The organism is Paenibacillus camerounensis, assembly GCF_000723885.1.
Classification (GTDB): domain Bacteria; phylum Bacillota; class Bacilli; order Paenibacillales; family Paenibacillaceae; genus Paenibacillus_AQ; species Paenibacillus_AQ camerounensis.
Genome location: NZ_CCDG010000048.1, coordinates 1 through 12251 on the forward strand (window position 1 = coordinate 1; position 12251 = coordinate 12251).

Sequence of the window (12251 nt, forward strand, 5' to 3'; positions counted from 1 at the left end):
CGGTCGAGGGCTTATCCAATAAACTACCCCAAAAAGTGAAGAAGAGGCTGACGAAGCCGATTCCGATTACTTTCCGGGGGCCCCATAACAAGGGCAAACGCATCTTCGTTTCGGATTCAGTTTTCAGGTGATCAAGCCTGTAACGCAACAACATTTATTCGCACTTCTGGTGTTGAAAATGTCTAGCGGCAGCGTCTGTTTCACAGACGCATGTTTGGTGGCGATAGCGGAGGGGTTCCACGCGTACCCATCCCGAACACGACCGTTAAGTCCTCCAGCGCCAATGGTACTTGGACCGAAGGGTCCTGGGAGAGTAGGACGCTGCCAAGCACATGAAGTCATTGTTGAGCAATCGGCAATGGCTTTTTTGTTGTTTTTTAAAGGGAGAGAAGAAAAAATATTGTAATAAAACGCTTTCATTTGAGTGACATTTTTGTTACCGACGTTATGGGTTATCCAAGTATAATAGAAATGTGCAAATATCAGGCATTGCCCTTAATACGATCGAACTACTGTTAAATTCTAAAATTGAATTTTCTTGTGTCTTTTGATGCATGGTAGTGGTAAGGAGGATTTAAGGTATGAAGCAAAACCGGCCCTTGTGGATACTATTAATTGTTTGTATATTGAGCGTGTCATTGATTGGCTGTGGGGTGAAGGAGCCCAAATGGGATAACTTTGAGGGAGCATTGAATGAGAAGAGCTTCCCGGTCCCTGAGGAGGCAAGCTCACCTGACAGGACAACTACAAATGTTGCTATGGACTATGTACGGTATTCGTTATCCGGTCTTAAGGAAAAAGAAGGCCTGCCGGATCCTTATCTGGAAGCCATTGAAGCGTGGGGCTGGAAGGAACAAAAAGGGGCAGAGGATGCGGGGAATTCCCGTGTTTTTCAAAAAGACAGCCTGATTATACATTTAACCGTTCATGATGGTTATTTTATAGTTATGATTCCTAAGGAAAAGAAGGTAGCTATTAAGGGACTAAAGAGTAAATAAATAATCGCCGTCCATTGCGGACGGCGATTATTTATTTTTTAATGAGCCAATGGTTTCTGGTCAGGCTGCATTTATAGTATGTATAAGACGCTTAACATTACTGTGCATAATAGGAGACATCGGCAGGACTGAATTTAAGCATTCCGCTATTGTCATTATGCCGGAGCATCAGAAGTGCATACAACCGGGGCAAAAGAAGCCACAAGTGGCAGACTGCCAGTGAGGCTGTAAATGCAGCAGGTACCCAGACAATAAATAGGGCAGCAATGCACAGGCCGATCCAGAAGTTATGCAGCTGTACCTTGCGGAAGATGCTGTAGCTGATATACTGCTCAGGCATATAGCCTAACCAGGGCAGGCGAAGGGTGATTTTCCAGCGCTTGGCGATAGGGTGCCCGGTGATAAGCAGTACTGAACGTGAAATGACATATTGGACCCACAATACAACGGGAGCGGCAATAAGCATATACAGGAAGCTCCACCAGGATAGGAATACAGTCTCCAGTACCAAAAATATTAGAGGGAGCAGGTAATAGGCACGCAGCTTCGTATTCGTCAGGTTTATTTTTTTGATAAGCTTGTATTGGTAGAATGTTGCTGCGCCTTTGGTGTTAGATTCCATTGCTAAAATATAACCTCCTCATGAATGCTCATGTTAATAATATCGGATGTATGGGGCATTTTATTAAACTTCGTTAACTCAATCACCAGCCGGAGATCACAGAATATATATATTATGGGCAGGGCAGGATAGGAAAAAACTATGAAAAGGTTTAAAATGATAGAAGGTGTAACATACTGTTCTTAAAAGAGTCAAGGTGGGATGGTAATGGAACAGCAAACCGAGCAGCCCTGCATTATATGCGGGCAGATAAAGCAAGAAGGAATTGTGATTGTCTCGCATTTCATTTGTGAGGATTGCGAGAGTGAGATGGTGCGTACGGATGCTGAAGACATCAAGTACCGCTTTTTTATCGGACGGATGAAGAAGATCGGATTGCAAAAGAACGCCTAACCGGTCAAGAGTACTAATTACGGTGTAAAAAGAGCGGGCGGTGAAGTTGTGTCGCAATGGCTGTACAACAGGCAATACGTATAACGGCTTTCCCGTTCTCTATTGGTGCGGTGAAGCCGTTTTGTTGTGCGGCTTAGGCTTTTGCACGGTATTATAGGCGTTTGGCCGTATTTGCGTTAAAATAGAGGTAACCCCAGGGAAGGATATAGATATGGACAAGTTAGAGCCTGGCAGGGCGCCAATATATGAAATGCTGGAACAATATAGACTTAAGGGTAATATATCTTATCACGTGCCCGGCCACAAGAACGGCAATGCCTACAGCACCGGCGGAGGGGCAGGCTTTCTCGGTGAGATTATGAGATACGATGTGACCGAGATAACCGGCACAGATGATCTCCATCATCCGGAGGGAGTTATTCAGGAGGCACAGGAGCTGGCTGCGGACTGCTTTGGGGCGGAGGAGAGCTTTCTGCTGGTTGGCGGAAGTACTGCCGGCAATCTTGCCCTTATTCTGACTGTATGTCCCGAGCCGGGGATGACGCTGATTCTGCAGCGTAATGTCCATAAATCAGTAATACACGGGCTGATGCTGGCCGGTGTGAATGCTGTCTTTATGGAGCCGCAGCTGGATACGGACAGCGGCCTGGCGGTCGCTCCGGCGGCTGAAGCGGTACAGGCTGCTCTCGCAGCCTACCCGGAGGCCGCCGCGGTACTGGTGACCATGCCGAATTACTACGGCATGGGAACGGATCTTGCGCCCCTCGCGCGCATCTGCCACGCCAGCAGCGTTCCGCTGCTGGTTGACGAGGCGCACGGGGCGCATTACGGGCAGCACCCGGCGCTTCCGGCCGGGGCGCTTGCCTGCGGCGCGGACGGCGTGGTGCAGTCCACGCACAAGATGCTGCCGGCGCTGACGATGGGCGCCATGCTGCATGTGCAGGGGCCGCGCCTTGACCGCGCGCTGCTGCGGCAGCGGCTGGCTATGGTGCAGAGCTCCAGCCCATCGTATCCGCTGATGGCTTCGCTCGATCTGGCCCGGCGGCTGGTGCACACCGGGCGCGCCGGAGCCTTCACGGCGGGGCTCGCCGCCGTGGACGTGCTGAAGCGCGGCCTGGCGGAGCTGCCGCGCTTTGGGCTGCTGCAGCCTGCGGCGCAGCAGCAGACCCCCGGCGGCGCTGGCACAGCCGCCGGAGAACCCGCGCCGCCAGCCAGCGGGGCGGCGTACACGACCCAGGACCCCTTCAAGGCGGTCATCTATGACGCCGCCGGGGTCCTGGTGGGCTTCGAGCTGCAGCGCAGGCTCGAAGAGAAGGGCATCGTGCCGGAGATGAGCGACGACCGGCACGTAGTGCTGGCCTTCAGCCTCGGCTCGAAGGCTGAAGAGGCTGCTGCGCTGCTGGGCGCGCTGCGCGGCATAGATGCTGAAGCGCCGGCGGCAGGCCGGCCGGGCCTGAGCAGTGCTGAAGAATCGGCGCACTGCCGGAACGGCGCAGCCGTTAAGGAATTAACTCCGCTTAGAAGCCCGCGGGCCTCTGCTCTTGTTAGGGAATCAGTTCACTCTGATTCGCCGGATACTGTAGCTGAAGCTATCCGGGAGCCTGGAGCTTTCCGGCCAGCCAATATTTCCACGTGGAACATTTTGAGCGGACAGCTTTTTTCACAGCCGGTAAGGTTCACCATGAAGCCGGTATCTCAAGCTGAAACCGAAAGTATACCTCTCGAATACAGTATAGGAAGAACAAGTGCGGAGATGGTGATCCCTTATCCGCCTGGAATTCCGCTACTATACCCGGGAGAGGTTATAACCGATGCAGCCTGCAGCAGGCTGGAGGCGCTGAGCCGGGGGGGAGCCAGGTTTCAGGCCTGCGCTGACCCTTTGCTGCAGAGAATCAGGGTCTACAACATACAGAAGGGCGGAGAAGTATAAGTGGGACGTGAAGGCTTTTTTATTACTTTGGAGGGAGGCGATGGAGCAGGAAAAACAACCGTATTGGGCAGAGTAGCAGCTTATCTGCAGAATCATTCCATGCCTTATATCATTACACGGGAACCCGGAGGCATTGAGATTGCCGAGAAGATCCGCTCCATCATTCTTGATCCTGCCCATACGGCAATGGATGCACGGACGGAAGCGCTGCTGTATGCGGCGGCACGAAGCCAGCATCTGGCTGAAGTGGTTGAGCCTGCACTGCAGCAAGGCCTTACTGTACTTTGTGACCGCTTTGTCGACAGCAGTCTTGTTTACCAGGGCCATGCCAGAGGGCTTGGCATTGAGCAGGTACGGAATATTAACGAGTTCGCCACCGGTGGGCGCAAGCCGGATCTTACCTTTTATCTTGATGTAGATCCGGAGATCGGCTTATCGCGGATTGCTGCTAACCAGGACAGGGAGGTTAACCGCCTTGATCTGGAGAAGCTTGATTTTCATCAGAAGGTGCGTGAGGGCTATCAGCTGGTGGTACAGTCTGACCCGGAACGTGTAGTTGTGCTGGATGCCAACCGCCCGATTCATATGGTAGAGCAGGATATCGTCCGGACGCTGAAAGAGCGTATATTAAAGGATTTTTAAGTTATCATGTCAAATATTACTCTAAGCACACTGCTATAAAATGAGGTTCTTACCAAAACTATTAGGAGGAATGCGAAGATGAATCTAATCATTGCAATTATCCAGGATAAAGACAGTAACCGGTTGTCCAGCGAACTCGTCAAGGCCAATTTCCGTGCCACCAAGCTGGCAAGTACAGGCGGATTTCTGCGGGCAGGTAATACGACATTTCTGATTGGTGTAGATGACTCCCAGGTGGATGCGGTACTTGGAGTAATCCGCAACAGCTGCAAGGTGCGCGAACAGCTCGTTACTCCGGTAACCCCAATGAGCGGTACAACAGATTCCTATCTGCCGCTTCCGGTAGAAGTTCAGGTAGGCGGAGCTACAGTATTTGTTCTTCCTGTCGATCGTTTTGAGCATTATTGAGCATAATAAGGGCGGTAGATACTTTTGAAAATCAATCCGGGCTACAGGCCCTTAAAAAGTGAACTTCCTAACGCTGATGCCGAGCGCAGACCCGTTCAGCAAAAGAGCTTTAATGACGTATTTCAGCAGCAGGGGGAGCAAAAAACACTGGATGAGCTAAACCGTCAGATCAAAGATATTCAGCAGCAGGGTGACCGGCTGGCCAAATCAATGACGGTGCGTGAGCTTGCTATATACCGGAATATGGTCAAACGCTTTTTGGAAGAAACAGCCCGGCGCGGTGTCGTCCTAAAAGAAACCAAAGGCTGGGACCGCCGCGGCCGCGGCAAGCGCTACAAGCTGCTGGAGGAGATTGATGCCGCCCTGCTGAATCTGGCAGATGATCTGCTGGAGAGTGAGCAGGGACGGATCGATCTGCTGGGCCGGGTCGGTGAGATCCGCGGGATGCTGATTAATCTTTCTTTTTAAAAGAAGTTGGAGGAATTTATGCCTTTTCATGATATATTAGGCCAGGAGGATGCAAAGCGTCTGCTGCAGAACGCGCTCCGTAAGGATGCCGTCAGTCATGCCTACTTGTTCACCGGCCTTGCCGGCAGCGGACAGATGAAGACAGCGCTGATGTTTGCCCAGGCGATTTTCTGTACCGGGCGTAAAGATGATGCCTGCGGAGAGTGTCTTGAGTGCCGAAAGGTGGAGCATGGCAACCATCCCGATCTGACGCTGCTGAAGCCCGACGGGGCAAGTATTAAGATTGATCAGATCCGCGAGCTGCAGCGTGTGTTTTCCTACCGGTCAGAAGGGGTTAACCCGAAGGTTTATATTATAGAGGGAGCAGACAAAATGACGGTCCAGGCCGCCAACAGTCTGCTTAAGTTTCTGGAGGAGCCGCCTGCTCCGGCAGTAGGCATTCTAATCTCCGATAACAGCAGTTCCTTGCTGCCCACAATTCAGTCGAGGACCCAGCGTATTCCGTTCAGTCCGCTGCATCCGGATCTTATGCTCCAGGCTTTAGCCGCTGATGGGGTTCCGGTGCCGCTGGCCCGGTGCGCTGTTTCGCTTACTTCGGGACTTGACGGCTGCAGGGAACTTTTGGCACAGAATTGGTTTGCAGAAATGAGAAATCTAGTGTTACAATTAGCAAAGGAGTCTATGGGCAAGGGCAGCACTGCAGTGGCAACCGCCGGGCAGAAGCTGACTAAGGCCGGACTCGGTGAACATATGGATACTCTGTTCAGCATGTTCCACCTTTGGTTCAAAGATATGCTCTACTTCCTGTACCGCAGACACGAAAGCATCGTTTTCATAGATCAGTTAGACTTTATTTCCAGACATGCCCGCGAGCGGAGCACGGAACAATGGGTCTCCTATATGGAATCCGCAACGGAGAGCAAGCGCAAGCTCCGTTCCAACGCCAATGCGGTACTCTGTCTGGAGCAGTTTTTAATCCGATTGGAAGGGTAAAGGCTTAGATATAATATAATCCTCCGGATCAGCGCTTCAGCCTGGAACTAAAGGTTTAACGGATGAGGAAGGACAAGCATAGATCACCAGGGAGCGGATTTGCTTAAGGGTTCCTTTTACCGGCAAACAAGGGGGTTAATTTTTGTACAGCGTAGTAGGCGTCCGCTTTAAAAAGGCGGGTAAAATATATTATTTCGATCCGCTTGATTTCCCGATTGAACGTGATCAGTGCGTTATAGTGGAAACAGCACGTGGGGTTGAATACGGTAAAGTTGTCGTTGGCAAAAAAGAGGTGCAGGAAGCCGATGTTGTATTGCCTCTCAAGAAAGTCATGCGGATCGCCGGGGAAACCGACGCACGTGTGGTGGAGGAGAACAAGGGTGCAGCAAAGGACGCTTTCAACACCTGTTTAAATAAAATCCGCGATCACGGCCTCAAAATGAAGCTGGTGGATGTAGAATTCACTTTTGACCGTAACAAGATTATTTTTTATTTTACAGCTGAGGGACGGGTTGATTTCCGTGAGCTGGTCAAGGATCTGGCAAGTATTTTCCGGACCCGGATCGAGCTGCGGCAGATCGGTGTGCGTGACGAAGCGAAGATGCTGGGCGGTCTGGGGCCTTGCGGACGGGTGTTATGCTGCTCCTCCTGGCTTGGCGATTTCGAGCCGGTATCCATCAAGATGGCCAAGGACCAGAACCTTTCACTGAATCCGACTAAGATCTCAGGCTTATGCGGAAGACTAATGTGCTGCCTGAAGTTTGAGCATGATAATTATGAGAGCACAAAGGAAGAAATGCCGGCGGTAGGCAAGCTTGTCGTAACCTCACTGGGAGAAGGCAAGGTGGTTGGAATTAATGCCGGAAGCCGTACGGTTCATGTACAGCTGTTTGAAGTGGGCAAAGTTAAGGAACTTCCAATGGATGATGTTGTCGTCAAGTAAACCATAAGGTTACTTTCGGGGTGGAAACTTGGAGAAGAAAAATATATTTGCACACATGCAGGAGATGGAAGCGCAGATGGAGACGATGCGCGCCACTCTCGGAGATTGGAAACAGACGGTTAAGGAACTGATGGAAGCCAATCAAAGGCTCAGTCTGGAAAATGAACAGCTCCGCAAAATACTGAAAAGGGAAGCACCTTTGGACCCGGCCGTGGATACAGCTGAAGCAGAAGCACTGCTGGCTGCCGCTGAAGGAACAGAGGAGGTCGTCGGAGAAGGTTATGATAACCTGGCCCGCTTGTACCATGAAGGCTTTCACATCTGTAATGTCTATTTCGGACATTTACGCACAGAGGGTGACTGCCTGTTCTGTCTTTCTTTTCTTAATAAATGAGGATATCCAGCCGTAGGAGATTTACGCCTACGGTTTTTTTTGAATTTTATACACTTTAGGAGATTATAATGATGAATTCTTTTAATGAAGTACCAGTTCCTTTGCAGCCTTCAGAGCGGATTGATGATCTGCTGACTCATGATTTGCGTATTATTCAGAGTGATGAGGTATTCAGCTTCTCTATGGATGCTGTACTGCTGGCCCGGTTCGCTGGTGTCCCGCCACGGGGCAGGGTGCTGGATCTATGTACCGGTAACGGCGTAATTCCTATGCTGCTGACCACGCGCACCAAGGCTTCTATCGAGGGAATTGAAATTCAGCCGCGTCTTGCGGATATGGCCCGCCGCAGTGTTGCCCTGAACGGTCTTAAAGAACGGGTACAGATCCATGAAGGAGACTTGCGTGAGCTGCATACTACAGCCGGATACGGTGTTTACGATGCAATAACGGTGAATCCGCCGTATATGCCGCTTAACGGAAGCGACCTTAAGCTGAATTCGCATCAGGCTATGGCGCGGCATGAAATCGGGTGTACCCTGGAGGAGGTTATTCAGGCCTGCGTGCGGCTTGTCCGTACGGGAGGCAAAGTAAGCATGGTGCACAAGCCCCAGCGGCTGGTGGACATCCTTAGTTTAATGAGACAATACAGGCTGGAGCCTAAGCTCATCCGTTTTATTCATCCACGGGCCCATCTGGAAGCCAATATGGTCTTAATAGAAGCAGCGCGTGACGGCAAGCCCGAGGTACGTTTACAACCGCCGCTGATCGTATATAATGATGACAATCAATACTGTCCGGAAATTATGGACATCTATTATGGTAATAAAGAGGATAACAGCCAATGACAATAACATGCCAAAGCAGTTTTCAAAAGAATACAGAAGCCGGCTCGGGTGCACCGGAAGGAAGCGGCTGCCTGTATCTGGTGGCTACGCCAATCGGTAATCTGGAGGACATGACCTACCGCGCGGTGCGTACGTTGCAGGAGTGTGACATTATTGCCGCTGAGGATACAAGACAGACGCGCAAGCTGCTAAGCCATTTTGAGATAACACCTTCAATGCTGTTCAGTTATCATGAGCATAATAAGGCGGCCAGCGGACCCGAATTAATACGCTATATAATAGAAGGTAAAAATCTCGCACTGGTCAGCGATGCCGGTCTGCCGGCCATTTCCGACCCCGGCGCAGATCTGGTTGCGCTGGCTGTCAGCCACGGTATTCCAGTCATTCCAATACCAGGAGCTAACGCCGCCCTGTCAGCTTTAATTGCTTCCGGCTTGCCGACCGCAGGCTTTACCTTCATCGGCTTCCTTCCGCGTGAGCGCAAGGATATCCGTAACGTACTATCCGGCCTGCGTGCTGTACAGAGCACTTTGCTCTTCTATGAATCACCGCACAGAGTAGCTAAGACGCTGGTACATATGCAGGAGGCATTCGGTAACCGCCGTGTGGTCCTGGCCCGTGAATTAACTAAGCGCTACGAAGAATTTCTGCGGGGCACAATCGAGGAGTGTATCTCCTGGCTGTCTGAGCATCCGCCGCTTGGCGAATATGTAATCGTGGTTGAGGGGGAAAGCAAGGAGGATGCTGAGCTGGCTGAGTCCTCCTGGTGGCGCGAGCTCAGTATCGAGCAGCATGTTGCTCACCACGAAACATCCGGTCTGACGCGTAAGGATGCCATGAAAAAAGCAGCCTCCGACCGTGGTCTGGCAAAGCGCGATATTTATAATGCTCTGCTGGAGCGGGAGTGAAAGGTAGCGGTCTGAATTAATGTATAAGGAATAATTGCACTTTGTATAACTATTTAGACAAAATAATACCCTATATTGGATATAGAACTAGTTTATGTATTTATATATATGGAAAATAGATAATATTGAAGTTTTATATGGTTTTAATTGTATTAAATATATTTATAATTATTTTCTATACAATATGGATTAATTTAACTGAATAAACTGCAGCTAATTGTTTCCTGGCGCCGCCGTGAGCGATTCCCATAGGGAGAGCGCCTCCGTGCAGAAAAGTCGCTCAAGATTAAGCTGCAGGTAAGCGCGGCAGTAAGCGATTCCCGCAGGGAGAGCGGGCACGAAGCAGAAAATCCACTCACGCTCAAGTCACTCGCAGTTAGCGATTCCCGAAGGGACAGCGCCCCGCTCGGCAGTAATGCCGGAGCGGCCTGTAAATCGCGCAGCCCTCATAGGTAAACCGCCTATGAGGGAGTCTCTCGCATGGCAAGGCCCTGAGGGCGCGCCCGAAAGAGGGCCGGTCTTCCGCCGAACAATGCTTTTGTCCGCGATGCTGCCAAATCAGACAAGATTCCGGGTGTCCAGAGGGCCGGGGCCCTTTGGGGCCCTCCCTATCAGGGAGGGTTTGGGAGGGTAAGAAAGAAAATGTATCTTTTTATTCTGGTTTAATCATTTTGGCTTAAAGTTAGTTTTAGATGAATTCAAAATAAAGGGGGATAACGGGGGAAGCCCCCGCCAGGAAGCCCACCTCATAAACGCAAAAAAATACCTCCCGCATGTACGGGAGGCCAAGGAGATATAAAAAGGTTAGAATTAACAATTGGATTAGTTCTTATTATAACCGATTTGATTTAATTTGTCACAGGGGTAGGAATAGCAGAAATACATTCGTGACAAACAATTTTTCCTTTGAAGTAAGTAACGTTCTCGGCGTTTCCGCAGAAAATGCAGGCAGGCTCGTACTTTTTAAGCATGATCCGCTCACCGTCCACGTAAATTTCGAGCGCATCTTTTTCTCCAATGCCCAGCGTACGGCGCAATTCGATCGGAATAACAACCCGTCCAAGCTCGTCTACTTTTCTTACAATTCCTGTTGATTTCATCATTACAATCTTGCTCCTCTCAAATTTCAAAAGCGTCATTATTCGACATTGTTCACCGTTTTATGATACTTATAATACCAACCATTCCCAAAACAGTCAACCTTTTTTGAGACTAATTTTAAGGAATTTTTGAAAGAAAACATTTATAATCCCTGCAGTTATCCCGATTCCCCGGAAAAGCGCATCAAAATGGGGTGTCGATTTATGAATATCTAAAATGTCATTATTCGACAAACTATGACATAATTCATTATTATAGACTTAATTCCAATCAATTACTAATTAAATTATGGAAAAAGGAGTTGATCCCATGAAACAGCTGCTGTCAGAGGAAAAGGTTTTTAAAGATCCGGTTCACAATTATGTCCATGTTCAGGAAACAATTATCTGGCGTCTAATTAATACCAAGGAATTCCAGCGCCTGCGGCGGATCCGCCAGCTCGGCACCTCCTATCTTACCTTTCACGGTGCAGAGCATAGCCGGTTCTCGCACTCCCTTGGAGTGTATGAAATTACACGGCGGATTATTTCACAGTTTGAACGGAGCGGGTATAAGGACTGGATGCCGGAAGAAAGCCTGCTGACCCTGTGCGCAGCTCTGCTGCATGATCTGGGGCATGGCCCGTTTTCCCATTCTATAGAAGAAGCCTTTGAAATGAACCACGAGGACTGGACCTGCCGCATTATTCTGGAGGACACGGAGATCACAGCGATTCTAAAGGAGGTAGCCGAGGATTTCCCGCAGAAGGTGGCTTCGGTAATCTCCAAAACCTATGAACATGAAATTGTCGTTAATCTGGTTTCAGGTCCGCTTGATGCTGACCGGATGGATTATCTGCTGCGGGATGCCTATTACACCGGAGTTAACTACGGAACGATTGATATTGACCGGATTCTAAGAATGCTGCGTCCCTATGATGGCAGGGTTGTAGTTAAGGAATCAGGCATGCATGCTATAGAGGATTACCTGATGTCCCGTTACCAAATGTACTGGCAGGTCTATTTTCATCCGGTGACCCGCAGCTCGGAGATTATTTTGCGGCAGATCCTGCGCAGGGCCAAAGAGCTCTTTCAGAGCGGCTATACCTTCGGCTTCATGATTGAGCCGCTGGGCGACTTGTTCAGAAGCGAAGTAACCGTACAGCAGTACCTGCTGCTGGATGAAGCGATGATGCAGACAGCCTTTATGCAGTGGACTCTGGAGCAGGATGAGCTGCTGAGTGACTTGTGCAGCCGTTTTATACATCGTAAACTGTATAAATATGTACAGACGGATAACCTGGATACTGAGACAATTGACGAAATTCGCCGCAGCTTCGCTGCAGCCGGACTAAATGCCGAATATGACCTGGAAATTGATTTTCCGACAGATCTTCCCTATGATGTATTCCGCCCGGGTGACGCTTTTGACAGCAAACAGATCCTGCTGCTTGACCGCCATGACAGGCTGAAGGAAATCTCAGAGGTCTCCGATATTGTCCGCTCTATCAGCGGAATTCACCGCGGCCGGTATCATCTTTATTTCCCGCAGGACAAGCTGCAGAAAGCACTTTCACAGCTGCCGTCCTCCATTGCTGAGATTTTTGCAAAATAATACAAAAAAAGTT

The 12251-nt window shown here is 49.9% G+C and carries 14 protein-coding genes and 1 rRNA gene; 13 read left to right on the top strand and 2 right to left on the bottom strand.

What is annotated here, in order from left to right:
- Positions 1–213 precede the first annotated feature (213 nt).
- Both rrf and BN3772_RS18025 read left to right on the top strand, forming a co-directional pair.
- Positions 214–330, top strand: a 5S ribosomal RNA gene (rrf, locus tag BN3772_RS18020).
- A 251-nt stretch (positions 331–581) separates the two neighbouring features.
- Positions 582–998, top strand: a complete 417-nt coding sequence (locus tag BN3772_RS18025; RefSeq protein WP_042201170.1) for a hypothetical protein — start codon at positions 582–584, stop codon at positions 996–998.
- Positions 999–1095: 97 nt separating this feature from the next.
- Here the strand turns inward: BN3772_RS18025 and BN3772_RS18030 are convergent, their stop codons facing one another.
- Positions 1096–1620 (bottom strand): hypothetical protein, encoded by a 525-nt coding sequence (locus BN3772_RS18030; protein ID WP_042171800.1) that lies wholly within the window; start codon positions 1618–1620, stop codon positions 1096–1098.
- Positions 1621–1827: 207 nt separating this feature from the next.
- Between BN3772_RS18030 and BN3772_RS18035 the strand changes: the two genes are divergently transcribed.
- The 10 genes from BN3772_RS18035 to rsmI all read left to right on the top strand — a co-directional run bounded on the left by BN3772_RS18035 (position 1828) and on the right by rsmI (position 9544).
- The gene (locus BN3772_RS18035) at positions 1828–2013 is read left to right on the top strand and encodes a sigma factor G inhibitor Gin (protein WP_042201171.1); all 186 of its coding nucleotides are present in this window, start codon (positions 1828–1830) and stop codon (positions 2011–2013) included.
- A gap of 211 nt (positions 2014–2224) precedes the next feature.
- Positions 2225–3943 (top strand): aminotransferase class I/II-fold pyridoxal phosphate-dependent enzyme, encoded by a 1719-nt coding sequence (locus BN3772_RS18040; protein WP_042201172.1) that lies wholly within the window; start codon positions 2225–2227, stop codon positions 3941–3943.
- Positions 3944–4585 (top strand): dTMP kinase, encoded by a 642-nt coding sequence (gene tmk, locus BN3772_RS18045; protein ID WP_042201173.1) that lies wholly within the window; start codon positions 3944–3946, stop codon positions 4583–4585.
- Positions 4586–4663: 78 nt separating this feature from the next.
- Complete coding sequence (locus BN3772_RS18050) at positions 4664–4993, top strand: cyclic-di-AMP receptor (protein ID WP_042171809.1); 330 nt, start codon at positions 4664–4666, stop codon at positions 4991–4993.
- A 24-nt stretch (positions 4994–5017) separates the two neighbouring features.
- Positions 5018–5461: a YaaR family protein gene (locus tag BN3772_RS18055; RefSeq protein ID WP_042171811.1), complete on the top strand. Its 444-nt coding sequence runs from the start codon at positions 5018–5020 to the stop codon at positions 5459–5461.
- A gap of 18 nt (positions 5462–5479) precedes the next feature.
- Positions 5480–6454 (top strand): DNA polymerase III subunit delta', encoded by a 975-nt coding sequence (holB, locus tag BN3772_RS18060; RefSeq protein ID WP_042201175.1) that lies wholly within the window; start codon positions 5480–5482, stop codon positions 6452–6454.
- Between the two features lie 142 nt (positions 6455–6596).
- Positions 6597–7397, top strand: a complete 801-nt coding sequence (locus tag BN3772_RS18065; protein WP_039868836.1) for a PSP1 domain-containing protein — start codon at positions 6597–6599, stop codon at positions 7395–7397.
- 28 nt (positions 7398–7425) lie between these two features.
- The gene (yabA, locus tag BN3772_RS18070; RefSeq protein WP_039868839.1) at positions 7426–7791 is read left to right on the top strand and encodes a DNA replication initiation control protein YabA; all 366 of its coding nucleotides are present in this window, start codon (positions 7426–7428) and stop codon (positions 7789–7791) included.
- Between the two features lie 68 nt (positions 7792–7859).
- Positions 7860–8636 carry a tRNA1(Val) (adenine(37)-N6)-methyltransferase gene (locus BN3772_RS18075; RefSeq protein WP_042201176.1) on the top strand — a complete coding sequence of 259 codons (777 nt, stop codon included), beginning with the start codon at positions 7860–7862 and terminating at the stop codon, positions 8634–8636.
- Positions 8633–9544 carry a 16S rRNA (cytidine(1402)-2'-O)-methyltransferase gene (gene rsmI, locus BN3772_RS18080; protein WP_209443667.1) on the top strand — a complete coding sequence of 304 codons (912 nt, stop codon included), beginning with the start codon at positions 8633–8635 and terminating at the stop codon, positions 9542–9544. The genes BN3772_RS18075 and rsmI overlap by 4 nt, the downstream gene beginning before the upstream one ends.
- An 848-nt stretch (positions 9545–10392) precedes the next feature.
- On the opposite strand, the gene BN3772_RS18085 is transcribed toward rsmI, so the two are convergent.
- Positions 10393–10647: an AbrB/MazE/SpoVT family DNA-binding domain-containing protein gene (locus BN3772_RS18085; protein WP_019914502.1), complete on the bottom strand. Its 255-nt coding sequence runs from the start codon at positions 10645–10647 to the stop codon at positions 10393–10395.
- Between the two features lie 307 nt (positions 10648–10954).
- Here BN3772_RS18085 and BN3772_RS18090 point away from each other — a divergent pair, with 307 nt between their 5' ends.
- The gene (locus BN3772_RS18090) at positions 10955–12238 is read left to right on the top strand and encodes an HD domain-containing protein (RefSeq protein WP_042201177.1); all 1284 of its coding nucleotides are present in this window, start codon (positions 10955–10957) and stop codon (positions 12236–12238) included.
- Positions 12239–12251: the final 13 nt, after the last annotated feature.